This is a genomic window from Paenibacillus sp. cl141a, from assembly GCF_900109305.1.
GTDB lineage: Bacteria > Bacillota > Bacilli > Paenibacillales > Paenibacillaceae > Paenibacillus_AQ > Paenibacillus_AQ lautus_A.
Genome location: NZ_FNZO01000009.1, coordinates 130,042 through 155,393, shown reverse-complemented (window position 1 = coordinate 155,393; position 25,352 = coordinate 130,042). Strand labels below are relative to the sequence as shown.

The 25,352-nt window shown below is 52.9% G+C and carries 17 protein-coding genes; 14 read left to right on the top strand and 3 right to left on the bottom strand.

The window, feature by feature from the left end:
- The first annotated feature begins 802 nt into the window (after nt 1–802).
- The 5 genes from BMX45_RS22440 to BMX45_RS31610 all read left to right on the top strand — a co-directional run bounded on the left by BMX45_RS22440 (nt 803) and on the right by BMX45_RS31610 (nt 10,093).
- Nucleotides 803–1,771 (top strand): ABC transporter permease, encoded by a 969-nt coding sequence (locus tag BMX45_RS22440; RefSeq protein ID WP_175495180.1) that lies wholly within the window; start codon nt 803–805, stop codon nt 1,769–1,771.
- Between the two features lie 16 nt (nt 1,772–1,787).
- Nucleotides 1,788–2,705, top strand: a complete 918-nt coding sequence (locus BMX45_RS22435; RefSeq protein WP_090911974.1) for a carbohydrate ABC transporter permease — start codon at nt 1,788–1,790, stop codon at nt 2,703–2,705.
- Nucleotides 2,706–2,801: 96 nt separating this feature from the next.
- The gene (locus tag BMX45_RS22430; RefSeq protein ID WP_090911972.1) at nt 2,802–4,334 is read left to right on the top strand and encodes an extracellular solute-binding protein; all 1,533 of its coding nucleotides are present in this window, start codon (nt 2,802–2,804) and stop codon (nt 4,332–4,334) included.
- Nucleotides 4,335–4,458: 124 nt separating this feature from the next.
- The gene (locus BMX45_RS22425; protein WP_090911970.1) at nt 4,459–9,108 is read left to right on the top strand and encodes an S-layer homology domain-containing protein; all 4,650 of its coding nucleotides are present in this window, start codon (nt 4,459–4,461) and stop codon (nt 9,106–9,108) included.
- A gap of 877 nt (nt 9,109–9,985) precedes the next feature.
- On the top strand, nt 9,986–10,093 hold the full coding sequence (locus BMX45_RS31610) for a hypothetical protein (RefSeq protein ID WP_015734120.1): 108 nt from the start codon (nt 9,986–9,988) through the stop codon (nt 10,091–10,093).
- A 23-nt stretch (nt 10,094–10,116) separates the two neighbouring features.
- Here the strand turns inward: BMX45_RS31610 and BMX45_RS22415 are convergent, their stop codons facing one another.
- Nucleotides 10,117–10,878 carry an aminoglycoside adenylyltransferase domain-containing protein gene (locus BMX45_RS22415; protein WP_090911966.1) on the bottom strand — a complete coding sequence of 254 codons (762 nt, stop codon included), beginning with the start codon at nt 10,876–10,878 and terminating at the stop codon, nt 10,117–10,119.
- A 183-nt stretch (nt 10,879–11,061) separates the two neighbouring features.
- Here BMX45_RS22415 and BMX45_RS22410 point away from each other — a divergent pair, with 183 nt between their 5' ends.
- Nucleotides 11,062–11,769, top strand: coding sequence for a 4'-phosphopantetheinyl transferase family protein (locus tag BMX45_RS22410; RefSeq protein ID WP_090911964.1), 708 nt, complete (start codon nt 11,062–11,064; stop codon nt 11,767–11,769).
- Nucleotides 11,770–11,845: 76 nt separating this feature from the next.
- On the opposite strand, the gene BMX45_RS22405 is transcribed toward BMX45_RS22410, so the two are convergent.
- Together BMX45_RS22405 and BMX45_RS22400 are read right to left on the bottom strand one after the other, a co-directional pair.
- Nucleotides 11,846–13,420 carry an FAD-dependent oxidoreductase gene (locus BMX45_RS22405; protein WP_090911962.1) on the bottom strand — a complete coding sequence of 525 codons (1,575 nt, stop codon included), beginning with the start codon at nt 13,418–13,420 and terminating at the stop codon, nt 11,846–11,848.
- Nucleotides 13,421–13,565: 145 nt separating this feature from the next.
- The gene (locus BMX45_RS22400; RefSeq protein ID WP_175495179.1) at nt 13,566–15,878 is read right to left on the bottom strand and encodes an AraC family transcriptional regulator; all 2,313 of its coding nucleotides are present in this window, start codon (nt 15,876–15,878) and stop codon (nt 13,566–13,568) included.
- Between the two features lie 198 nt (nt 15,879–16,076).
- Here BMX45_RS22400 and BMX45_RS22395 point away from each other — a divergent pair, with 198 nt between their 5' ends.
- The 8 genes from BMX45_RS22395 (at nt 16,077) to BMX45_RS22360 (ending at nt 25,278) form a co-directional block, all read left to right on the top strand.
- Nucleotides 16,077–17,615, top strand: a complete 1,539-nt coding sequence (locus BMX45_RS22395) for an extracellular solute-binding protein (protein WP_090911960.1) — start codon at nt 16,077–16,079, stop codon at nt 17,613–17,615.
- A 211-nt stretch (nt 17,616–17,826) separates the two neighbouring features.
- The gene (locus BMX45_RS22390; RefSeq protein ID WP_090911958.1) at nt 17,827–19,365 is read left to right on the top strand and encodes an extracellular solute-binding protein; all 1,539 of its coding nucleotides are present in this window, start codon (nt 17,827–17,829) and stop codon (nt 19,363–19,365) included.
- Nucleotides 19,366–19,475: 110 nt separating this feature from the next.
- The gene (locus BMX45_RS22385; protein WP_049788790.1) at nt 19,476–20,408 is read left to right on the top strand and encodes an ABC transporter permease; all 933 of its coding nucleotides are present in this window, start codon (nt 19,476–19,478) and stop codon (nt 20,406–20,408) included.
- A gap of 21 nt (nt 20,409–20,429) precedes the next feature.
- Nucleotides 20,430–21,308, top strand: coding sequence for a carbohydrate ABC transporter permease (locus tag BMX45_RS22380; protein ID WP_090911956.1), 879 nt, complete (start codon nt 20,430–20,432; stop codon nt 21,306–21,308).
- A gap of 16 nt (nt 21,309–21,324) precedes the next feature.
- Nucleotides 21,325–22,764: a family 43 glycosylhydrolase gene (locus BMX45_RS22375; RefSeq protein WP_254778189.1), complete on the top strand. Its 1,440-nt coding sequence runs from the start codon at nt 21,325–21,327 to the stop codon at nt 22,762–22,764.
- A 14-nt stretch (nt 22,765–22,778) separates the two neighbouring features.
- Nucleotides 22,779–23,897, top strand: a complete 1,119-nt coding sequence (locus BMX45_RS22370; protein WP_090911954.1) for a hypothetical protein — start codon at nt 22,779–22,781, stop codon at nt 23,895–23,897.
- A gap of 182 nt (nt 23,898–24,079) precedes the next feature.
- Nucleotides 24,080–24,412, top strand: coding sequence for a cupin domain-containing protein (locus BMX45_RS22365; protein ID WP_090911953.1), 333 nt, complete (start codon nt 24,080–24,082; stop codon nt 24,410–24,412).
- Nucleotides 24,413–24,468: 56 nt separating this feature from the next.
- Nucleotides 24,469–25,278 carry an alpha/beta hydrolase gene (locus BMX45_RS22360; RefSeq protein WP_090911951.1) on the top strand — a complete coding sequence of 270 codons (810 nt, stop codon included), beginning with the start codon at nt 24,469–24,471 and terminating at the stop codon, nt 25,276–25,278.
- Nucleotides 25,279–25,352 lie beyond the last annotated feature (74 nt).

Below are 25,352 nucleotides of genomic sequence, written 5' to 3'. Positions count from 1 at the left end.
GATGATGACAGAGGAAGAAATTCGGCTCCAGTCAATGCTTTCGATGCGAGTTTTCCGTTGGAAAACTTTCGGGCGACCACTAACGCTTTTCCGGAATCGATTCGTCCGCTCCGCTGGACCGCGTGGGTCCCCCATCCTCCCCCTATTAGGATGGGGGGAGGGGGCAAAACGCAGCGCAGCAGGAGCGTGCGCAGTTACATAAACCAAGCAAACGAGCCGTTCGGGGCCAACATCCCGAACGGCTCGTTTGCATTTACCCCCAGCCCCAACCATCGGCAGGCGGAAGTAATCACCCGCGCAGAATGGTGAGGCTAGGGAGGCCAAGCTCGGCGCAGAGCAGAGGAGGCCTTGCTTGGCGACGAAGCACGGCATTGCCGTCTTCGAATGCCAACACCATGATTGAATCAGCTTCAACGGAGCAGGCGGAATTGTTCTGGAGAAGCGGCAGCGGTCCCCTTTATCACCGGATTTCTACATTATCCATCCATTCGGATGAAATCCGGGGGTAACAGGGATCAGAAGAACAATCCGCATGCGGAGTGATGAACAACCCTCTTTTTTGGCAGTGTATGCTTTGAACTCCAGTATGATTTTCGTTGCAACGGTTCGTTCGATCATCATAAGTTAACATCCCATGAAACACCCACCGTAGCCCCATGGCATAATTACTGACGTCCGTGCCCCAACACAACATCAGATTACCATAAATAGTAATGATCCTCGCCTACTCAGTCCCTGCGCAGAGAATTACAATTTGTAGTAACCAAGGAGATTGAATCAATAGAAAGGGGGAGACGAGTCGATGAAACCCACGTTAGAACCATCGCCCGCACCGCATAGAGAGATGAAGCCAAAACGAGGGTATTGGGGCCGTTTAGGGTCCGACATATGGAAAGAGTGGGATCTTTATCTGCTGCTCGTGCCGGGCATTTTGTTCATTTTACTGTTCAAGTACACGCCGATGTACGGGATCACGATCGCATTTAAGGATTTCAACATCTTCACCGGATTTGCCGACAGCCCGTGGGTAGGATGGAAGCATTTCGAGAAGCTGTTCACGTCGCCGGATTTTGCTCAGGTATTCAAAAATACGGTCATCATCAGCTTCCTGAAAATCGTGATCTTGTTTCCGCTCCCTATCATTATCGCACTGATGCTCAATGAGCTGAGGCATATGGTATTTAAACGCACGGTGCAAACCGTCATCTATCTTCCGCATTTCCTGTCCTGGGTCATCGTTGGCGGATTGTTTATCGATTTGCTGTCGACGAATGGAGGAATCGTCAACAAATTGCTGGTGTCTCTGGGCATGGAGCAGATTGCGTTCTTCCTGGATAACAGCGTGTTCCGGAGCGTGCTGATCACGTCGGCGGGCTGGAAGGAAACGGGCTGGAGCACCATCGTATATTTGGCAGCGTTTACAATGATCGATCCGATGCTGTATGAAGCGGCGAAGATTGACGGCGCCGGACGCTGGAAGCAGTTGTGGCATATCACGCTGCCGGGGATTGCGCCAATCATTGTCCTGATGTTTATCCTGCGGCTGGGGAATGTGCTGGAAGCGGGAACCGAGCAGATTCTGGTCATGTACAACCCGGTGGTGTACCAGGTGTCGGATGTCATTGGTACCTATGTTTACCGGCAAGGCTTAGGGAACCAGGACTACAGCTTCTCGACCGCGGTCGGCTTGTTCGAAGCGGTGATATCGTTCACGTTGGTCATTGTCGGCAATGCCATGAGCAGAAAATACTTACAGCGCGGGATCTGGTAAAGAAAGGGTGGCATAAATGGATCACAAAAAAGCTTTGGAAGGAACAAACACCACCCGAGGTGTCATCAAAACGTCGTTCTCGGAAAAATGCTTCTCGGTATTCAATTACACGTTCTTTATCGTGATGGGGTTAACGACCCTGCTGCCTTTCGTGAATCTGATCGCCAAATCCTTAAGCAGCGAGGGAGCCGTCATATCGGGCAAGGTGGGGCTGCTCCCGATCGGGGTTCAATTCGAAACCTACAAGTACGTGCTGCAGGATTCCATGTTCTTGAATTCGCTCAAGGTGTCCATCTTTCTGACGATCGTCGGAACGGCTTGCAGCTTGTTTCTGACCACGCTGACGGCTTATCCGTTGTCCAAATACCGGCTGCGCGGACGGAAAGGCCTTCTGTTGATCTTCGTATTCACGATGCTCTTCAGCGGCGGACTGATTCCGACTTACTTGCTCATGCAGAATTTGAATCTGGTGAATTCCTTCCCGGTGTTGTTTCTGCCGGCGATGGTGAACGTGTATAACATGCTCATCATCAAAAACTATTTCGAAGGTCTTCCGGATGAGCTGGAGGAATCCGCCAAGCTGGACGGCGCGGGGAACATCCGCATTTTGGTTTCGGTCATCGTACCGCTCTCGCTCCCCGTCATGGCAACGATCGGATTGTTCTTTGCGGTCGCTTTCTGGAACGACTATTTCGCAGCGATGATCTACATTACCGATCCGGCGATCAAGCCGATGCAGCTATACCTGAAAGAACTGCTGGTTTCATCCAGCGGGGATTTCCTGAAGGACAATGTCGACGCCGCGATCAACGCCACGCCGCAGTCCATACAAGCTTCTTCGATCCTGCTGGCAACGATCCCGATTTTGCTGGTGTATCCATTCCTGCAAAAGTATTTTGTCAAAGGCGTGCTGGTGGGTTCGGTTAAAGGTTAGGGTCCTTTAGGCCTTACTTTATAAAGGTGGTGATGCGCTCCGTATTGCTCAGCTGGCAGAATTCATTGAATTTCTCAATCACAAGGAGGGTTATCCATGATCAAGATTAAAAAATCCGCGGTACTAGCCGGGATTCTCGGATTCACGCTGGCGCTGTCCGGCTGCGGCGGCGGGGGAGGCGGAACGACGAACACGCCGGCGGCTCAGCCATCGGACACACCGGCCAGCACCCCGAAAGACGACGGGAACAAAGATACAACGGCTGAAAAACCAGGGCTGCGCATGATCATGCAATATGGATTGTTTGATCCGAAGACCGAATACGTGGCCAAGTACATCCAGGAAAGAACCGGATTCAACGTGGAATACGAGCTGCTGCCGGCCGAGAACGCGGACGAGAAGCTGAACCTGCTCGTGTCCAGCAAAGATAACTATGATCTGGTGAAATTAAATGCGGCCCAGTTCTACAATCTGGCCTCTGCAGGAGCGCTCGAGCCGATCGATGAGCTGTTGGAATCCCACGGCAACTATATTAAGCAGTCCATTAAACAGGAATCCTTTGGCAGTGCAACGATCGACGGCAAGATTTTCGGCATTCCTGAAACCGGAGCCGGCGTAAGCATCGGAGAGGAGCTTGTGGTCAGACAGGATTGGATGGATGAATTGGGGCTGGCCACGCCTACGACCGCCGATGAGCTGTACAATGTGCTGAAAACGATCAAAGAGAAGAAAAAAGTCATTCCGCTCACCATGAGCAAGGACTCCCTGTATGGCGACATCGCGACGACATTCGGCATTTTGACCGATTGGAAAGAGGTTGACGGCAAGCTGGTGCACCGTGCCGAGCAGCCCGAAATGAAAGAATACATCACCTTTATGAACAAATTGTACAAAGAGGGTCTGCTGGACACCGAAACGCCGATCAATACCGCGCAAAAGTCCATTGAGAAATTCTCGGGCGGCAATGCGGCGATGTATAAGCTGGCATGGTGGAACGCAGGCACGACGATTGCCGCACTGGAGAAAAACTTCCCGGATGCCAAAACGTCCATCATTCCTTATCTGAAAGGCAAGGACGGCAAAGCCATGGTCGGAGCGAAAGCGAATACCACTTGGTATGTAGCCATCCTGAAATCCTCGAAGAACAAGGAAGCCGCCATGGAATTCCTGAACGCAAAGATGGAGCCGGAGACCTTCAAAGGCATCGCGCTGGGTAAAGAAGGCGTCCACTATGAAGTGAAAGACGAAAAATACTATCCGATTCTGCCGATTTTCAATGATGAATTGAGTAATGCAAGCAGCTTCCTGACAGGGGTAGACGAAGAGAAATACCCGATCTACTGGCAGGCACGCGTACGTAAAGATCCGATTCTGCAAGCGCATTTCGAAGCCTTCCAGAAGAATGCCGAAGGCATCATCGTTGTGGATCCGATGTCAACGGCACCGCCGATTGAAGCCGTATCCAAAAACCTGCTGAAATTGACGACCATGCTCGATGACAATGTGCTGCAATTCATTTCCGGAGCGAAGCCGATCGATGCTTACGATCAATTCCTGGCTCAATGGAGAGCCGAAGGTGGAGCCGATATGGTGACCGCAGCAAATGAATGGTTTCAATCCACGAAGTAAATGACCTAAACGAAAAAGCAGTCTGCGCAAGCAGCTGCTTTTTCAAAATTCGTAAAGGGGGTGACTGTTGAATTTATATTCACGTGATCGTTCATTCTGAATAAAAGAAGGGTGGTATTCCTTGATGTATCGTTTATTTCGCAGGCGGATCGCGCTGCTCCTCAGTTTGTCGCTGATCGTATCGCTCATCGTGCCGATTGGTTCTTCCGCGTTCGCGGATAACGAAATTGCCCCGGCTCAAAGCGCGGGTCCCGAACCGGTTACGCTGGTCTCCCAAGACGGAGGCAGTCTTGAATTCACGGATATCAACGTGGCAGGCGACGCGCTGAAGAACCAAAATGACTACTTGGCGCTATATACGAGCGGTGCTTCGGTTACGGGCTCCGTGTATACCAATGAGGTATGGGTGCCCACGCTTCATGTCGCGGTCTCGGTGGATGCCGGCGGTCAAGTGCTGGACATTCTCGGACCGGACGCCGATCCTCCGACGGCCTGGGATCCGGGCACGCTGCTCCCGATTCCGGCCGGCGGTTATGTTGTCGTGGCAGGAGGGACCCTTCCGTGGGAGCAATCCGCTTTTCAAAAGCCTCTCTTTAATCAAAACCAAACGGGAGATTCGGTGAAGCTGATGCGCGCGGGCGTCGAAGTGAAAGCAGCCGATTTCCTGCCGGATCAGCCTGGGCCTGGGCCGGATCCGCTGCCGCCGGAGCTGCATCTGCTTACGCCAAACGATGCGACCGTGGATATCCCGGTCATTGAGATTGCGGGTTTTGTGGCGAACTATGCCGCGGACCTGGATTTAAGCGTGACCGTCAATGGCGATGAAACGGCGCTTACGGCGGATGGCGTGTTCCGCACGAATGTGTATTTGGAGCCGGGCCCGAACGCGGCTGAGGTAAAGCTGTTTAAGGGAGACGGCGAATTGGCCGCCCAAACGCTGAACATCGTGTACGAACCGATCGAGAACCAGGATTATATTGAAGTCGAGGCGGCACCGAAGGATATTACGATCGACATCGAAGGTCCGCGTAAAAAGCTGGATTACGTTGATAAGGATGTCACGGGCGTGCCGAACATCGTGGCGGTATTTACGAGAGATTACGGCAGCACCATCACGATTCCCCAGACCAATGTGGCCGTGCAGGTGGATGCCAACAACCGCGTATTGCGGGTGGTCAATCCTTCGATCAACGGCAAGCCTCCGGTGTGGACCGGACCGACCGATCTTGAAATACCCGAAGGCGGTTATGTGCTGATGGCACAGGACAACAGCTATGCAGGCAACAACATCAAGCGGTTTTTGGCCGAGAACTTTAAGGTCGGCGACATGATCAAGCTGCGCAAGAACGGGGAAGTGGTTCAGGTACGCGACATCATGAGCGGCAACGGCCTCATTGCACGGCTTACGCTGGATAACCAGACGATGTATACCGTAACGGAAGGCAGCACTGCCATCACGGGGCGCATCGACAACATGGATGATGTTGCGGCGATCAAACTGCTGGTGAACGGGAACGAGATTCCGTTTGAAGCGGATGGCACCTTCACTCACAATTATACGTTAACGAACGGCACCAACTATATCGAAGTCAAAGTGATGAAGAATGACATCGAGCAGGATGTGCGTCATTTGGCCGTGTTTGCCAGACCTGGTTTTTCTCCGGAAAAAGAAGTCATTCTCTGGGTGGACCAGGCATCCAATGCAAGAAAGTTCAAAACCAGCGAGGATGTTTTGGCATTTCTGCAAAAAGCCAGAGAAACGGGCGTGACGTCGGTCGCGTTTGACGTGAAGGGCGTTGAAGGCTATGTTTCGTACAAAAAGAACGATTTGACGGGCAGACCTTACGTCAGCGAGATCAAGGCACCGGAAAAGGCGGGGGCAAGTCCGGATCTGGACCTGCTGCAGGAGTTCATTGACCATGGTCATGCCCTGGGATTAGAGATCCATGCGGCGATCAACGTGTTTGCCGAAGGATCGATCGCCCATAACGAGTATGCGGTTCTGAACGACCACCTCGACTGGGAAGAACGCGTGTATTTCCCTGAAAACAACGGCGAGATCAAGCGTCTGCGCGAAAGCAAAAAGCAGGGCTTGGTTGCGTTCGTCAATCCGTCCAATGACGAGGTTCGCGATTATCAGCTTAGAACGTTCGAGGAAATCATCAAGAACTACGACGTGGACGGGGTTGTCCATGACCGAAGCCGGTATGACAACGAAGGGGCCGATTTCAGCGACGAAACCCGCGTGAAGTTCGAGCAGTTTTTGCAGGCCCGGGGCAAGCAGCTTGTCAATTGGCCAAACGATATCTTCTCCTATGAAAACAATGTAAGGGTATACGGCCCGCTGATTCAGGACTGGTGGGAATTCCGCTCGGGCACGATTCAGAGCTTCTTCGGCGAAGTGAAGGCGCTGGTGGATTCCTATGAAGTCTCAGAAGGCAGGAAGATCGAGGTATCCTCTTATGTAGGATCCTGGTATGAGACGTATTATCTAAACGGCGTCAACTGGGGCAGCAAGAACTTCCGGTTCAATCCGGCACTTGGCATGCCGGACGAATCGGTGTATACGCCGGAATATTATCAAACCGGATACATCGAGTATTTGGATTTTCTGATGATCGGGGCTTATCAAACGACCAGTCAGGAAATCCAGAAATACATTACGCTTGGCAATATCGTGACGAACGGGGAAATTCCGCTGTATGCAGGCATTGCCATGAACAATGTGCAGGCGCCGGCCGTCCAGCGCGAAGTATTCCAGGCGGGGCTGAAGTCCACGAACGGCCTGATGCTGTTTGACGCCTCTCAGGTCAACTGGCCGATCGCGGCTGCCGCTCTCCAAGATAAGGAGTGGGTGAAGGACTACCAGCTCGGCATGAGCTTGCCGGGAAGCCCGGATTCGTTCCTAGAAGGCAATTTCTATAATATCAACCGGATCGAGGGCAACGTCAACGTGATGACGGAAGCCTTCGGATACTCCACGGGCACGAACCGCTTCGGGGTTGAAGTGGTTGTGGATAACACGGGTCACGTGACGCGCGTAGTCAACCGGAACCAAGCGATCAACTGGAGCTGGGGAGCCCCGGAAGAGAATAACAGCGTCATACCAGCGGGAGGTTTTGTTATTTCCGCTCTGGATCCGTCTGGCACAAGGACGCTCCGTCAGCTCGTGGCCAATGCTTACAAAACGGGCGACCAGGTTCGTTCGGCTGTATTAAGCGGGCTGATGGATGACGAAGGCAAGGAAACGCGCGCCAGCCAGCTTGCGTTGACAGGGCTGGTCGAAGTACTTGGACCCGGCCAAGCGGCCGTAAAGGTGAACGGTGCCGATGCGACCCTGTCGGCGAAAGGTGAATTTACAGCGAATGTGCCGCTGCAAACGGGCGCCAATTCGATCACCGTGGACGTGTTCGTTGACGACTTCAAAACAAACAGCAAGACGTTTGAGGTCATCCGGACTTCTACGGGAGACGGCGGATCCGATCCGGGAACTCCGGGCGGCGGATCCGGTTCACCTGGTGGAGGAACGACGCCGACCCCTCCAAAACCGACCGAACCCGAGCGCTTGAACATCAAGAAAGAGACGGCACCGGACGGCAGGACGGTCATCATAGCGGATGCAAACGAGAAGTCTTTGCTTGATGATGTGGCACGGCTTAGCAAGCTGCCGGCGGCTTCACGCTTGCTTACGTATTCGTTGACCGACGCTTCGGATTCCGTCGTTCTTCACTTGCCGGTTCAAGGACTGAGCGCTGCCGTGAAAGACCTGCCGGGGGGCACCATCGTGTTGGAATCCTCCCAAGGCCGATTGGAAATACCGCTCCAGTCGCTGACGGAAGCCATGCAGCAGCGAGGGACGGCGGAAAGCTTGCAGATCCGCGTCGGGTTTGCTTCGAAAGAAGAAGAGGACCGGATGAAGGCAGCACTGGAGGAGGGAGCCTCCATGCTGGATGCATCGCTTGCCATAACCTTGGCATGGAAGCAGGGTGACAAGTTATCGACACTCCCGGCACTGAAAGGACCTTACGCTAAGTTTACGAAGGTTTTATCCCGTGTCGCCAGCCCATCCCAAACGACGGTGCTGCGGATGGATCCGGCATCCGGCAAGCTGGTCTTCGTACCGGCGCTCATTCGCACATCGAACGGTACCTCCCAAGCGGAGTTCAAATGGAGGGAGAGCGGGGTTTATTCTGTTGTCTCCCATGCGAAGACATTTGGGGATTTAAGCAATCATTGGGCCCGCGAGGACGTATCGCTGCTGGCCTCAAAAAAACTGATTGAAGGACTGAGCGATACTCGTTTTGGTCCGAATGAGCCGATCACGAGAGCGCAGTTCACGGCCATGCTCGTCCGTGCGCTCGGGTTGAAGGATCAGGGAGCCGACGCGGGCTTCCAGGACGTGAAGGCAAACGATTGGTTTGCATCCGCTGTCGCTACGGCTGTGGAGAATGGGCTGATCGAAGGCTTCAGCAATGGCACATTCCGTCCGGACGAGGAGATTACCCGTGAGCAGATGAGTGTCTTGCTGCTCCGGGCGCTGAAGCTTGCCGGCAAGGATCCGGAGACAGGAGACACCGGCTCCATGTTGGAAGGGTTCAAGGATCGTGACCGCATCGGATCCTGGTCCGAAGAGGCCGTGTCGGCCATCGTCCGTTCAGGTCTGATGGAGGGACGTTCTTCTGATAAGTTCGTTCCAAAGGCACATTCTACCCGTGCTGAAGGAGCGGTCGTATTAACCAGAATGCTGCAAATGGCAGAATTTATCAACCGTTAAAGCCAAAGACCCGTTCGATCCTATCGAACGGGTCTTTGTTATGTACCAGGGAGTCGCACATAAGTAACGATCTATTAAATACGGATAGATTATTACGATCCGTATAATAGTGATTATTCTTTATTCTTTATTCTTAAGTAAACCCATCTAACAATTAACAGTATCAGTAAGGAGGTTGTTACGTACCAGGGAGTTGCGTTACCAACAAATCTGCCGAGCAAGAAAACACCGATAAATAGAAGGATGAATATAACAACGGCCAGAGACTTAACCATCATGATCGCTAATTTATCCATAAGAAACTCTCCTAGAAGAACCAGTTAAATCTAATTCCAACAGCTATAAATAAAATGATCCAACCCCACAGAACCCATAATCGAAAAGGACGCGGGATAATTAGATACTCCGAATACAGTTTGAGTATAATCTTCAACCGATTCCCCCCCTGTTTGATCTTCAGACTATAATAGACTTTCTAAATCTAAGTAGGGTTTTAGTGCATCGCGGCGGCTATCGACCCAGCCTTCAGTTGAATAGCTTCATCAGCAGTCGCGGGATATACAACACGGTATCAGATATGAGGGTAACGATGTTTGCCCAGTTGTCTATACGGGATCTTCCAAACCTGAATTTTTTCATATTAAGCACCTCGCTTCAGAATCAGATCAGCTTCTTAAAGTAAATAGTACGCAGGAATCTGTACAAAGTTCCAATAAATAGGAGGTGACGGATGTACCGAACCCTGCTTCGGCATACAGGAGGCCTGGCATGGAAATTAGACTCATGCACATTCTGATCATCATTGCCGAAATGCCCTGTCTAAGGGCATCCGTTTACATAAACTGTACCATACCATCACACAAGGAGGTTTATATCGATGAGCTACGATAAATGCTGCTACGGCGGTGGATACGGAACTTCGGTAGGCATTGTTCTGGTATTGTTCATCCTGTTGGTGATTGTATTAAGCACCTTTTGGATTTAAGTCATGGTGAGCATTCTCGTCAATCATAAAGCCTTCAGGATTCGCTCCAGCATGTCGCCGGCAAACGCGATGAGTCCATCCGGTGCGGATTCCGCGGGTTTCCCGGCTCCGCCGGTATATTGATGCAGGGCATGCTCGATCATCGGGTGATACTGCGAGGGAAGTGCGCGAAGCCCCCATTCGCCTCCTTCTTTTTTGGAGGACACCACGCCTTCCCTCAGATAGTACAGCACCCGGCAAAGGTTCAGCGTGTAATACACAGGAGAGGCGGTAATATCCTGTACCGCACTCTCTACATCCTCGAGGACGGCTTGGACGTAATAGGACCGGTCCACGGGCGGGAAGACCTCGCGAACGGGTTTGCCGTACAGTGCAATGCCCCGATGATAGATCACGGTATAATGGGCGGCTAGGTCCGCGTCTTGGAATCCGCCGCATAGGTAATCGTCATCGGCCAGATACCTCTCGCGATGGAAGGCGGAGTAGTGGAATTCGAATGGTGGCGGATAAACGAGCTCCCGGAGACTGGACTCCAGGACCAGGCTCAGTTCCAATCCCTGCTGATTGGCCATTTCATCGTGGAGGGCTACGAGTTTGTTGGCAAGCCGCCTCAATTGATCCCGGGACGGCTGCCTTGCTGCCACGACCAGCAGATCCACGTCGCTTGCTTCCGGGTTGAAACAGCCCATAGCCAAGGAACCATGCAAGTAAACGCCGACCAAATGGCTGCCAAGCTCCTCCGTAAACAAGTCCACCGCTTGATCCAAAACCGATTGCGTGTCCAATCGTACCCCCACCTTCATTTAAACGATATTTTTATCCATTATGGTAGGGTGGTCTTTCCGTTGTCAATGATCATTCCTTCCCCCGTATAGGAGGAAAGGCAGCAGGATGGCGGAAAGAAGCAGGGGAACGGAACGTACATATCGAAGTGAACACGGGACTATGTTTAGAGAAAGGGCGGAGTTATGGGCACTTTTAACGAGAATCAGCCTAGCGCTGTGGAGGTCTACGCGATCCGGAATTCCGATCATATCCGCGACGAAACGTTTCGGGCCTTGTACCAGACGCTGTCCCCTGATCGACAGGAGTATGTGTCCAAGTTCAGAAGGGCGAGCGATTACCAGCGTTCGGTGCTTGGCGATGCCTTGGCCCATCGCATGCTTCGGGATAAGCTGGGACGGGAACGGATGAATATGAAAATCATCAGAAACGCTTACGGCAAACCATTCTTGAAGGATCATGATAACCTGCATTTTAACGTCTCCCATTCCGGGCAGTGGGTCGTGTGCGCCGTCGGCTATGAGCCGGTCGGGATTGACGTCGAGAAACTGGAGAACATCGATATGGATATCGCCAAACGCTATTTCCATAAAACCGAGTTTAACGCGCTGCTTAACTGCCCTCCATCCGAACGGCTTTTCCGCTTCTTTGATTTATGGACGCTAAAAGAAAGCTACATCAAGGCCGTTGGCAAAGGCCTGCATTTGCCCTTGGATTCTTTTGTAATGGAGCGGCAAGGCGGTGAATGGGAGTGGGCACCCGTGGTTGGCGAGAACGGAGGAACCTACTATTTTAAGCAATATGCGCTGGAAGAAGGGTACAAGCTGTCGGTGTGCAGCATGGATCGCCATTTTCCCGATCAGATTCAATACGTAACGGCTGATGAGTTATAAAATGGAAAAACACCAAAACCAGCTCAGGGCGTTGTCCTTGAGCTGGTTTATGCAGCGGTTCTATAGCGGCGGCGAATCAGACGGGCCGGAGTGCCGGCCATGTCAGCTCGATGCCTTCGCTTACGAGCTTTTGCTGGAAGCTGGCGAGTCTATCTTCGTCGTTCCGAACATCCGTCGGCAGAATGTCATGATCCAGGCAATGGCTGATGCAGTATCCGGCGGCCTCGCCGATGTTCCATTCTACAGGATGCAGCCGGTAGCAGCCGTTCGTAATGTGGGTGACCCCGATGTTTTTGCTGGCCGCCAGCACATTCTTCACCCGCTTCGGTATTAAGCTGCCCAGCGGAATTTGGAATGGCAGGGAAGAGATATCAATGTAAGGACGCTCACCCGTGCTCGGGTGCAAATCGATCCGGTAACAGCCGATACCGACAGAATCGTGGAACGTTTCGGCAACGCCGTCAGGGCGCGATTCGGTTGCCACATGCTGTTCCAGGACCGTGAACTCGGCCTGAATTCTTCTGGACTCACGGATGTAAGGATACATGGCCATGCCGTCTTCCGTTCCAACCACATCGGGACGCAGACGCAGTCCGGGATAACCCTGTCCGCCATCGGGCCGGGGCACCTCGGTTTGAAGCCAGTACAGCAGGGACAAGCTGAGCTGTTTAGCTTGATAGATATGATGGTCGGCCTCTTCCTTCGGCACATCGATAATGGAACCCAGCCAGTAGTCGTTCTGTGGCCAGTTCACAAGCGACACCGAACTGTCGAACGTACCTTCGGCAAAATGCTTCGGGTCCAGGATTTGACGGTATTGATAAAGCGGGAACTTGCCGTGTCCCGGGAAAATCTCATACTCGATCGGCTCATTCGTTGACGGCTTGACGGCGGTCATGCTTAACAGCTTATCCGGCCAGAAATCGGGTTTATATTCCCGCCAAAAATCATAAAGCGCGGGCTTCTCAATCGTATGGTCTTCACCCTCCAGATAGTCGACGGCAAAACAATACGTAAAGCCCTGCATGTCCTGCGGCAGCGGATCGCCGTCGACGGCGTGCGGCTCCCCTGTCTGGGATTTGGACTCCGCACCGGTGACATATTCGATGCCTGCCAGCGGAAGCAGATCCCCGAGCTCGGTGGCATCCACGAAGAACGGGGCGCGGAGGACGATTTGATCCTCGGTTTCAAGATGACGCACGGTTACGCTGTCCACGCGATCCCCTGAAACGTCGGCAGACTCCGCCGCATATTGATACAGGATCGTCAGCCGCCCGCTATGAATGTACGGGGCCAGCATTTGGTGCAGCACGGCGAGAGCCGTGCGGGGCTCATGGCACAGCCGGCTGACGATGCCGCTGCCTGGATTCAACTGCACGTTGGATCTGGCCTCGGGCGTCATGGGAAAATAATCGCGATAGTACTGGCGGACGCCTTCGCGGAACTGCCGGTAGCTGCGCGTGCAGCCAAAGGATTCAATCCACGGATGTTCGTCGGGCGGAACCGCCTGGCTGGTCAGCTGTCCCCCGATCCAAGTCGTTTCCTCGGTCATGATGACGGTTTTTCCTGATTTGGCGGCGGCAAGCGCAGCGGCTGTTCCTCCTGTCCCGCCGCCGAGAATGACGATATCGGCCTGCATTTCTCGTATCATGGCACAGATTCTCCTTTTGGGATGGTTTCGTAAATGATCAACAATCAGCACAAAAAGTGACTATTCTAATTGTAGATGCTCATCCTTAGGAAAAGTACGGGACACAGGTGACCTTTTTTGGTAATCTGATGCCGTTTTACAAGGCTTATGATCCGGTTTTGTATTTGCTGCGATATTGCCCGGGCGTCATCCCCTCCAGCTTGCGGAAGGACCGGATAAAGTTCTGCGAATTGTTGTAACTCAGCTTCTCCGCAATATCCTTAATGGGCATATCGGTTTCGACAAGCCATTTCTTGGACATCTTGAAGCGGTATTGGGACAGGTATTCGCTGAAGGACATGTTGGTTTCTTTCTTGAACACGCTGCTTAGATAAAAATTGTTGTAATGGAGGCGCGAAGCACATTCCTCAAGCGTAATGTTGCGGTCAAATTCCTTGCGGATCATCTCGATCATCTGCTCGGAGAGATTCTGGTATTGAGAGTCCTGGCGATCCCGGAACACACTCACCATCGGCCGGATGATCCGGGATCTGAACCAGCTCTCGATATCGGGATTGGTGTAGAGTCGAAGAAGCTCCTCCACGAGGGAGCTGTCCCGGATGTCGAGCTGCTCCAACATGATCCCGTTCTCCTGCATCACGATCATCAGGTCATTCAACAGCCGGATGAGCGAGATTTGATACTCATGCGGCGTCCGGTCCTTGCGAAACACCTCGTCCAGCCACTGCCTCAGAAGCTCCACGGCCCGTTCCTCGTCAGCCAGCTTGATGGCATCGATCAGTTCGTTCTCCACCTGCATCGGGTAGAAATAGACCCGGGTATGCTTGCCGGAGTTCAGGCTGAAATAAGGGACGATGACGCCGGTTCCCAGCTTGATGCGGTGTTTCAGGGCTTCAAGCCCTTCCTGGTAGGCGCGCGACGTTTTGGACAGGTTGTCGTAAGGCAGGCTGATGCCGATGCTGACCTCCAGGTCCAGGAAATTTTGCGTCGTCTTCTGGATCTCCTCCGATAGGGTATACACATAATCGTTGAATGCTTCAGGCGTGATGCCGCCTCGTCCGATGAGCGTAACCTGCGTAAGGTCGATAATGACGGAAGGGAGGCGGTGGGAGGAGGGGATCATCTCCTCGATGATATTGTTCACGGCAAACAGCAGCAAATCCCGGTCTTTGCGTTCATATCGGGTTTCGTCCAGCATGTCGATCTGGAGGGTGAAGACCGCCAGCTGTTCCCATGCGGATACTTGCTCCTTGAAGCCGAACATCTCGATCTGTTCCATCACTTCGGGCGGATTGATCTTGCCCAGGAACAGTTTATGGAGGAAAAAGGTGCGCACCTGCTGGCTCGTCTGCCGAAGCTCGCTGCGGAGCTTGGTATTCGAATTGAACATATCCCGGATATGTTCGTCGATGACTTGCAGCTCGTTCTTTTTGTTCGCTTGGATTTCCGGGAGACGCTCCACGATATTTTCGAAAATGCGACGGATGGGCGTATACATCTTCCGCGTTCCAAGCCATACAATCAGGACGCTGAAACCGATCATCAGGAGGCAGATATACAGCGTGAACCAGCCGATGGAACGGGACTCCTTCGTGATGGCGGACATTTCAGTGAAGGAGGCATACAGCCAGCCGTTAAAATCGGAACGCACGTACGTAACCGACACTTGCCTGTTGTCGATCTTCGTCTCGAACTGCCCCGATTTGCTGTCAAAATGGTCCAGCTCCGCCTCCGCGTACCCGGTATCGGTCAGATATAGTCCCAGTTTCCCTTGTTCCGGATGCACAACGATCCGGTAATTGTGGTCCAGCACCATGACCTCCCGGGATTCGGAAGGGCTGTCCATCATGGCGGCAAGACTGCAGCTGGGAATGGTGGCAAGCGCGACGCCCCGGGCGCTGGAGGAGGAGAGCGGCATTTTCTTCACAAGGGCGATCGTATATGGGCAGGCATAACTGAGCGTATCGCTGGAGCCGAGGGATTCGGTCTCCAGCATCATCCAATTGGAGTTTCCTTGCAGCTCGAGAAGCTTCAGGAGCATCTCTTTGGAAGCGTATTCATTAAATTCGTACATGCCCCGGTTATTGATCAGCCAGTTGCTTGTCGCATTCGCAAGAATGACGTCCGTTACTTTGGTTTCGGGAGACTGCAGCAGACTCATCTCTTCTCTCAGTTTGTTATACAGCTGGAAGTCATAATAGGACAGGGGACGATATAAGGCGCTTTGCAGCATGTTGGAATTGATGACGTAATTCAGTGTATAGTCTACGGTCCTCAGCACCTGTTCAAGATTGCTGTTCGTTTGATTCATGATCTGGATGTTGCCGCTGTTGACATGGTTTTGCACGGAGGTGGATGATTTCATGAACGAGAAGAAGCCGAGGGCCACAAGAGGAATGATGCTGATGAAGCAGCCGAACAGGACCATTTTAGAATAAAAGCTACTTTTTGGATGCAATAGGTACACCTTCCTGTTTAACAAAGTGTATAATCATTGTATGGGCAACCCCCGTTACATTCAATAATCATTTCAAAATGAATAATCACTGGATTTGATCATCCTGGTTTGTCATGAAAAAAGATGTACATATGATATGATCATCTCAGTCACTTGGGATCTGCAAGAAACATGGGGGAACGGAGGTAGAACGGATTGATGACCCGTCTGTCAAACTATGTTATGCTTACGCTCGCTATCCTATTGGTATCGGCTGCTTGCATCACCATGGCCCGCTCATCGGGAGCGGATGGCGGAAATGCGTCTTTTGAACGCAGTACCCGCATTTCGATGATGGCCAACCTGCACACCACGGAGATTCCATCCGATCGGATCGAGAAAGAGATCGAGGAAAAAACGGGCGTTCAGCTGGACATCCAGTGGGTGCCGGACGGCAGTTATGATGAAAAAGTGTTTGCAGCGCTGGCAACAGGGACCTTGCCGCAAGTCCTCTATCTCAAGAATGCCGCATCCTTGTCCTACTTCAGGGATGAAATACGAAGCGGGCTGTTCTGGGAAATCGGCCCGTACCTTGACGGCTATCCGAATTTAAAGCGATTGAAGCCCGAGGTTTTGAGGAATACCGCTATTGATGGGAAGCTGTACAGCCTGTATCAGGAGCGTGCCTTGGCCCGCTCGGGCATCATTTACCGAAAGGATTGGGCGGATCGGCTGGGGCTTCCGGCACCGGAAACGCTCGACGACTTGTACGATATGCTGAAAGGGTTTACATATGACGATCCGGACAACAACGGCATCGATGATACCATCGGCTTGACGGACCGAAACGACTTGATTTACGGGGCTTTCAAGACGATCAGCTCCTATTTCGGAACGCCGAATCATTGGGGATGGTACAACGATTCGTTGCAGCCGGAATTCGTCTTTCCGCAGTATATGGAAACGATGAGATTCTTCAAGAAGCTGCATAGCGAAGGACTGGTGAATGAAGATTTTCCGATTACCAGCAAGACGGACCAGCAGGAGCTGTTCATAACGGGGAAAGCCGGGGTCTATATCGGCGCGATGGGGGACGTCCTGTCTCTGCAGTCAAGGCTGCTGGCGAATGACCCTGAGGCCGTACTCGATGTTCAGAATCGGGTTCGCGGGCCGGAAGGGTTCGGGATATGGGCATCGCAGGGATACGGAACGGTCATCTTGTTTCCGAAGTCCGCGATCGCCACGGAAGAGGAATTGAAGAATGTGCTCTCCTTCTACGATGCGCTAATGAGTCCCGAGCTTGCGAACCTGATGTATTGGGGAATCGAGGGCACCCACTATACCGTACAGGATGGCAAAGCGGTGGCGGTGGATGCTTTTGAGCTGAGGGAGAAGGACGTGAAGCCTTACCAGGCTTTGATGGCGGGAAGCTTCAGCACCATACCGGGCATGCTGGAGCCGGTTAACACGAATAAGGTCAAGGATAAAGCCGAGCGGCTGATTTATGATAATGAAAGCTTCCTCATCTATGATCCCACCGCACCGCTGGAATCTCCACTGTATAACGAGATCGGCGTCCGATTGAATGAACGCATGCGGGACGCCACCTATCAATTCATGCTGGGAATGATCGATGAGAAGGGGTTCGAGGCGGAGATCGACCGTTGGCTTGAAGAAGGGGGAAGCCAGATTATCGAGGAATATGATGCTTCGTATCGAAGCACGATGGAACCGTATTTGCATGAGAAATACCGCTAGGGGATTGATTGCCCCGGCGGTTTTTTTTGTTGTCGTGTCTTGCCTGGCGATCCCATTGTCTATGTAATCATTAGATTTGATTCCCCCGGCTCCTTATGCCGGGCGCGGCCGAACTCCCCATATCCAATCGAAGGATTATATACGCACCGAGCTTCCGTCATCTAAGCTGTTTCTTGTCAGTCCCTAACCCAATTATAACGGAGGTCAGATGATGAAGAAGAAGAAAGCCAGCACCATCCTGGCAATTGTAACCGCTTTATCCGTGTTGGCGGGCTGTGGCGGCGGCTCCGCCCCTGCAGCAACCGGCAGCAGCACAAATGGAGGTCAGGCGCAAGGCGAGAAACCAAGCGAACCGGTTGCCATCTCGATCATGGCCAACCTCCACACCCCTGAAGTTCCTTCCGACATGATTGAGAAGCTGCTGGAAGAGAAAACGGGCACCAAGCTTGACATTCAGTGGGTGCCGGACGGCACTTACGACGAGAAGGTCAATGCATCCTTCGCAACCGGAACGCTGCCGCAGGTGACGTATCTGAAGAATGCCGCTTCGCTAGTCAATATGCGGGACGCGATCCGCAATGGGCAATTCTGGGAAATCGGGCCGCTGCTGGATCAATACCCGAACCTCAGCAAGCTGAAACCCGATGTGTTAAAGAACACGGCGGTGGACGGCAAAATCTATGCGCTATACCGCGAAGTGCCTTTGTCGCGCCAAGGCATCATTTATCGCAAGGATTGGGCCGACAAGCTTGGGCTCAGCGCTCCGACCAATATTGACGAGTTCTATAATATGCTGAAGCAGTTCAAGGAAAAGGATCCTGACGGCAACGGCCAAGACGACACGATTCCGTTGACGGACCGGAACGATCTGATCTATGGGGCATTCAAAACGATAAGCTCATGGCTCGGGACACCGAATAACTGGGGCGAGAAGGACGGCAAGCTGGCTCCCGAGTTCATGTTTCCCGAATATATGGAGACGATGAAATTCTTCAAGAAACTTCATCAGGAAGGGTTGATCAATCAGGATTTCCCGGTTACCAGCAAAACCGATCAGCAAAATTTGTTCATTACCGGCAAATCGGGCGTTTATATCGGAGCGATGGGAGACGTATCGAGCCTGCATCCCAAGGTCGTCGAAGTGAATCCGGATGCGGAGCTCGATGTTCAGAATAAAATCGAGGGAGGACCGAAAGGTTTCGGAATCTGGTCGGTTCCCGGCTACGGCTCGGTGATACTCTTTCCTAAAACAGCCATCAAATCGGAGGAAGAACTGAAAGGAGTGCTTGCCTTCATGGATCAGCTGATGAGCCCTGAGCTCGGCAACCTGATCTATTGGGGAGTGGAAGGACAGCACCACCAGCTGGAGGAAGGCAAGGTCGTTCCTTCGGAGGACACCAAGCTGACCGATCGTGAAGTGAAGCCTTATCAAGCGATGCAGGTGGGCGGGCCGCTAACGATCGAAGGATTCTATGAGCCGAAGCATATGCTTCCTGTTAAAGCGAAGGCCGAGGAAATGATCGTGGAGAACAATGATTATCTCATAGAGGATCCTTCAGCTTCCCTGGACTCCAAGACGTTTAACGAAAAGGGCGTGCAGCTGCAGGAGATGATCAAGGACGGCACGTATCGGTTCATGCTCGGCGATCTCGACGAAGCAGGATTCCAGGCCGTCGTGGACAACTGGCTAAAGAGCGGCGGTCAGCAAATCATCGATGAGTTCAACGTTTCCTACGAATCTTCCAAATAACGAACATGCCAGCATCCCGAACGGCCGGAGACTCAATGCTACAGTCTCCGGCAGGCTTCGGGGCAGAAAGGAAGTCTGAGATCATGAGCGAAACCGCAGTGAAGACCGGGATGCGCAAGGACGCCCCCACAATACCGGAGTCCGGTCGAATGAGAAGAATCGTTAAAAACCGGGCGATCTATCTCATGATACTTCCGGGATTTTTATACTTCCTGATCTTTAAATACATCCCGATGTCGGGACTGATCATAGCCTTCCAGGATTATCAGGCTTATCTCGGCGTAACGGGCAGCCCCTGGGTGGGGCTCAAGCACTTTGAGCGGCTGTTTACCGAGCCGATGTTCTTCACGATATTAGGCAACACGCTGCTGCTGTTTTTCTTGAACCTGGCATTTTATTTCCCAGTGCCGATCATTCTTGCCTTAATGCTCAACGAGGTCCGGCGCGAAGTCTTTAAACGTTTTATCCAGACGCTGGTGTACATTCCCCATTTCATGTCGTGGGTCATCATCGTATCCATTTCGTTTGTCATGCTCTCGATGGATCGCGGCATTATTAATGAACTGCTGGTTATGGCCGGATTCGAAAAAATCAATTTCCTGATGAGCAGCGACTGGTTCAGGCCGATGTATGTCCTGCAGATCATCTGGCGTGAGGCCGGCTGGGGGACCATCATTTATTTGGCCGCCATGGCCGCGATTGATCCGGGCTTATACGAAGCGTCCCGAATTGACGGGGCCAGCCGTTTTCGGCAAATGTGGCACATCACGCTCCCTTCGATTCGAAGCGTGATCGTCGTTTTATTGATTTTGAAAATCGGCGACGTGCTGGAACTTGGGTTCGAACATATCTATCTCCTCTTAAACTCGATGAACCGGGATGTTGCGGAGATTTTCGATACGTATGTTTACACCGCGGGTCTGAAGCAAGGACAGTTCAGCTTCAGCACGGCGGTCGGGTTCTTTAAATCGCTGATCGGTCTCATTCTGGTGATGCTGGCCAATTGGCTGGCCAAAAAGGCCGGAGAAGAAGGCATCTATTAATTATGAGAAAGGTGGACCGCTATGGTACAAGATAAAACGATATCGAGCCGAATCTTCGATATCGTGAACTACACGCTGCTGTCGATCATCGGCCTCGTTACCATTCTGCCTTTCCTTCACGTCATCGCCGGATCGTTTACGACGGTGACGGAGCTGGCGCAGAAGCAGTTCGTCCTGGTTCCGACCGTATGGTCCCTTGACGCTTACAAGTACGTGTTTTCGACCAATACGGTTTTTCGTTCGCTAGGCGTTTCCGTTGGAGTAACCTTCCTGGGCACTTTGTTCAGCATGCTGTTAACCTGCCTGATGGCCTACGGGCTGTCGCGCAGGGATCTGGATGGCCGAAATTTCATCATGTTCATGGTCTTGTTCACGATGCTGTTCAGCGGGGGGATGATACCGACGTTCCTCGTGGTGAAGGAGATGGGGCTCATCGATACGTATGCGGCCTTGATTGTCCCGACGGCGATCAATGCCTTCAACCTCATCATCATGCGAAACTTTTTTCAGAACCTGCCCGAAGGGCTGGAGGAATCCGCAAAAATCGACGGGGCCGGCGATTGGGGCATCCTGTTCCGAATCGTGATTCCGCTGTCGATGCCTGCCATTGCAACCATATCGCTCTTTTATGCGGTTACCTACTGGAATACGTATATGTCGGCGATTCTGTACCTGAATGACGCGGCCAAATGGCCTGTGCAGGTCATCCTGCGGCAGATCGTCATTCTTGCCAGCGGCTTGGCGGCCGATACGTCCGGCATGGACGAATTCGTCCGGCCGCCGGAGCAGACGGTGAAGATGGCGGTCATCGTCATTGCCACGCTGCCGATACTGTGCGTGTATCCGTTCCTGCAGAAGCATTTTGCGAAGGGCGCGCTGCTGGGATCCATCAAGGGATAGAGAGGAGCGAAGGAGCGTGTTGGAAAAGAAACGGCATGCACCGATCATGGCCGGCAATTATGCGGACCCGTCGATCATCCGGGTCGGCGAGGATTATTACATGACGCATTCATCCTACAAGCTGACGCCCGGGCTCGTCATCTGGCATTCGCGTGATTTGCTGAATTGGAACCGGGTCGGGGCCGCACTGCCCCATTACGAGGGGGATGTGTGGGCGCCGGATTTCGTCGCGCATAACGGGAGGTATTATATCTATTATCCGGCAGGACGGACGAATTGGGTCGTTACGGCATCCAGTCCGGCGGGACCGTGGAGCAAGCCGATCAATCTGGGGATCAAGGGAATTGATCCGGGGCATACGGCAGGACCGGACGGAAAGCGTTATTTGCATATGTCGGGCGGTGATTTTGTAGAGCTTACGGCAGACGGGCTCGCGGTCGCTGGCGAAGTAAGGCATGTGTATAACGGCTGGCGGTATCCGGAGGATTGGGTCGTAGAGGCATACAGCCTGGAAGGGCCGAAAATGACCGTTCGCGACGGATATTATTATCTGACGGTAGCTGTCGGGGGGACGGCAGGGCCGCCTACAAGCCATATGGCCGTATCGTCAAGATCCCGAACGCCATGGGGGCCGTGGGAGCATTCGCCTTACAACCCGGTCGTTCATACGGAATCCAGGGAGGAGCCCTGGTGGTCCAAGGGACATGCTTCGCTGATCGACAGTCCTGACGGCCAGTGGTGGATGGTCTATCATGCATATGCGGGCGGATTCCATTCGCTCGGTCGGCAGACCTTGCTCGAACCGATCGAATGGACATCGGACGGGTGGTTTCATGCTGCAGAAGACCATGAGAGGCTTGACCGGCATGATGGGCTGCATGACGAAGAAGAAAACGATGCGGTGAATCAAAGCGTTTCATTCAGGGATACCTTTGCCGGATCTGAACTGGGCCTTCATTGGCAGTGCGAAGGCGTGGAGCCTTCCACCCGGTTCCGTCCGGGGAATCATGAGTTGGCAGCCGAAGCAGCACCCGAGGAAGCCAAAGCTTCTCCGCTGCTCTACATGGCGGGCCATAAGCGTTATTCAACAGAGGTCGAGATTATCGTGGAGGGTCCGGCGGAGGGCCGACTGCTGCTCTATTACAACGATGCGGCATATCTCGGCATGGGAGTCAATGAGCGCGGAGTCCGGCATTTCCGGTCATTCAAGGGATACGGCACGATGCCGAACCATACTCGCAGGGCATTTCTGCGGTTGGTTAACGATGCGCATATCGTTTCGTTCTATTACAGCTTCGAGGGGACGCAGTGGATCCGGTACGACAAGGTCGCGGATGTTTCAGGGATCCATCATAACACGTTGGGCGGATTTCAGAGTCTCCGCGTCGGATTGGATGCCATCGGTAAAGGCAGGGTGATTTTTCGGAATTTTTCATATAACGTCATAAGCAGCTGAAAGAAGGGGTAGAAATGGCACAGCGGTTAGAGGAAATTCTGGCAGGAGGCGACAGGCTGTTTGAAGGCTTCTTCGAATGGCTCGAGGGGCAATATGACGCGGCTTCCGGAGGTTTCTATTATGCCCGCAGTTCACGGGATTCCGGGGCGTTCGTTCCGGACATCGAGTCGACCGCGCAGGCATTGGGCATTATCGAGCGATGCGGGCTTCTGCAAAGATTGTCCGATGGCATCAAGGCGGGGCTCGTGCGTTTTTTTCAGTCCAAACAAGACCCCGCAACGGGTTACTTTTATGATGCGGATCCCAATATGAGAACAGATGATGTGATGGTGGGACGAGCGCTTGGGTACAGCGTGGGAGCACTCCGCAAGTTGGGTGCAGCCCCCTTGCACCCGCTGCCGGGCAATCGGCATTTGGCTCCGGCATACTGCCGCTCACCCGAGGAATACGCGGAGTGGCTGCGCTCGATCAGTCTGGTGAACAGCTGGCGCGGCTGCGATCGTCTGTGTAATTCGGCCCCTTATTTATCCCAAATGCCGCAGGATGAGAGGGAGCCGTTTTTGCGTGAGGCGCTGTCGTATTTTGAGAGCATACAAGATCCGGCGACGGGGCTGTGGGGCGAAGGCACGCCTTATGTCCGAATATCGGGAACCTTCAAGCTGCTGACGTTCTATAATCGGTTTCAAGCTCCCTTGCCGCGGATATCGGAAATATACCGTTCGTTGATGCGTGCGCTGCAAAGCGAGAAGGCCGTTGATATGTGTTATATCCGGAACCCGATCAGTCTCCTCACATCGATGAAGCTGCGCATCCCGGAGCAGGATGTTCGGATCATCGCGGAAATCACTTTGCAGAATATGGCGCGTCTCAAACGCGCGGACGGCGGATTTTCACGGGAAATCGATCATTCCCCGCCGGCGCCGAATGTGGCCCAGGTGAAGCCCGGAGAGTATTATCCTGACATGCCGGAGGCGGTTCCGCTGGGCAAAGGAGAGATGGAGGGGGATATGAATGCGGGAACCCAGGCGATTCTGATCCGCTATTCGCTGCGGGAGCTGGGCGGGCTGCAGGAGCGAAAGCTGGATGCCGCGGATTCCGCATTCTCCAATCTTCGGGCAGCTGCAGATACATAGTTGCGGCTTTGAAGGCAAGGACCTTCTCATTAAGAAAGATCCATCTTCGAGCGGACATTTCATTTTTTTTGGTGATGGCCATAGGAAAATCCATGCTATTCGCCGAAGAAGTAGAAAGGTCGTTTACGGAAGAATCGATGGTTCGAAAATAAGCCGCTTGGCACAGGAGAGGAGGAAAGAGGATGGCGGAGATCGGGGTTTGGGAGCAAGCGGAGCCTGGTGTGACGAGGAAGGTATTTAAACCTGGGAGCGGTCTGATGATGATGGAGGTTCACTTTGAAGCAGGAGCGGAAGGGGCACTCCACAGTCATCCCCATGAGCAGATGAGTTATTGCCTGAAGGGTGCCATTGAATTCTATATCAACGGCGAGACGACCCTTGTGCGTCAGGGAGACACCATCGTCATTCCCGGCGGAGCGGAGCATGGCGTGAAAGCACTTGAGCCATCCGCTCTTTTGGATGCGTTTACACCGTTGAGGCATGATTTGCTTGGACCCGAAGAGAGTTGCAGCTGAAAGAAATCGATTCAAAGGACAACGGCATCATATGAAGTCGGAAAGGAATGGATAGAATGAAGCTTTGGGAACAGGATACACCTGGATATGCGTCGGTGGAAGAGACGTTCACGCCCTACATGACACCTTATCTTCTACAAAAAGAAACACCACACGGAGCCGTGCTCGTTCTTCCCGGCGGCGGATATGGACGGCGGGCAGATCATGAGGGCGATCCGGTTGCCCTGTGGCTGAATTCGATCGGCTTATCGGCATTTGTCGTTCATTACCGGGTTGCCCCGTACCGGCATCCTTATCCGCTGTATGATGCCCAGCGGGCGATTCGGCTCGTAAGGCATCATGCCAAGGAATGGAACATCGATCCGGAACGCGTCGGAATTCTCGGTTTCTCTGCCGGAGGACATCTCGCGGCCAGTGCAAGCACCTATTTCGATGAAGGAAATCCGGAGGCCGAAGATCGCGTTGAACGGCAGGGCTGCCGTCCGAACGCATCCATTCTCTGTTACCCGGTCATTTCATTTAAAGACTACTACCATGAGGGCTCCATGACCAATTTGTTGGGGGAGGACCCGGCGGAAGACTTAAGAAATGCGATGTCGCTCGAATGGGCGATAAAACCGGATACCCCGCCATCCTTTCTGTGGCATACCGCGGATGACGGCGCGGTCCCGGTCGAGAACAGCCTGATGTATGCCGGATCGCTGAGCAAGCAGCAAATTCCGTTCGAACTGCATGTTTTCCCGGAAGGCCGGCATGGCCTTGGCCTTGCGGAAGGAGATGCCAGTGTTTCGCAATGGACGCGCCTGTGCGAGGGTTGGCTGCAGAAAATCGGGTTCCTGTCGCAAGCAGTTGTACAAGGAAGGTAGAACAAATCATATAACTTGAGAACGCTTGAACGCTCGATAAAAAACAAGCTCATCTGAAGAATCCTTCAGATGAG

Bases quoted from the DNA above. Each gene is read 5' to 3' on its own strand.
- BMX45_RS22440 (WP_175495180.1), top strand. From the start codon at position 803: ATGAAACCCACGTTAGAACCATCGCCCGCACCGCATAGAGAGATGAAG.
- BMX45_RS22435 (WP_090911974.1), top strand. From the start codon at position 1,788: ATGGATCACAAAAAAGCTTTGGAAGGAACAAACACCACCCGAGGTGTC.
- BMX45_RS22430 (WP_090911972.1), top strand. From the start codon at position 2,802: ATGATCAAGATTAAAAAATCCGCGGTACTAGCCGGGATTCTCGGATTC.
- BMX45_RS22425 (WP_090911970.1), top strand. From the start codon at position 4,459: ATGTATCGTTTATTTCGCAGGCGGATCGCGCTGCTCCTCAGTTTGTCG.
- BMX45_RS31610 (WP_015734120.1), top strand. From the start codon at position 9,986: ATGAGCTACGATAAATGCTGCTACGGCGGTGGATACGGAACTTCGGTA.
- BMX45_RS22410 (WP_090911964.1), top strand. From the start codon at position 11,062: ATGGGCACTTTTAACGAGAATCAGCCTAGCGCTGTGGAGGTCTACGCG.
- BMX45_RS22405 (WP_090911962.1), bottom strand. From the start codon at position 13,420: ATGATACGAGAAATGCAGGCCGATATCGTCATTCTCGGCGGCGGGACA.
- BMX45_RS22395 (WP_090911960.1), top strand. From the start codon at position 16,077: ATGACCCGTCTGTCAAACTATGTTATGCTTACGCTCGCTATCCTATTG.
- BMX45_RS22390 (WP_090911958.1), top strand. From the start codon at position 17,827: ATGAAGAAGAAGAAAGCCAGCACCATCCTGGCAATTGTAACCGCTTTA.
- BMX45_RS22385 (WP_049788790.1), top strand. From the start codon at position 19,476: ATGCGCAAGGACGCCCCCACAATACCGGAGTCCGGTCGAATGAGAAGA.
- BMX45_RS22380 (WP_090911956.1), top strand. From the start codon at position 20,430: ATGGTACAAGATAAAACGATATCGAGCCGAATCTTCGATATCGTGAAC.
- BMX45_RS22370 (WP_090911954.1), top strand. From the start codon at position 22,779: ATGGCACAGCGGTTAGAGGAAATTCTGGCAGGAGGCGACAGGCTGTTT.
- BMX45_RS22365 (WP_090911953.1), top strand. From the start codon at position 24,080: ATGGCGGAGATCGGGGTTTGGGAGCAAGCGGAGCCTGGTGTGACGAGG.
- BMX45_RS22360 (WP_090911951.1), top strand. From the start codon at position 24,469: ATGAAGCTTTGGGAACAGGATACACCTGGATATGCGTCGGTGGAAGAG.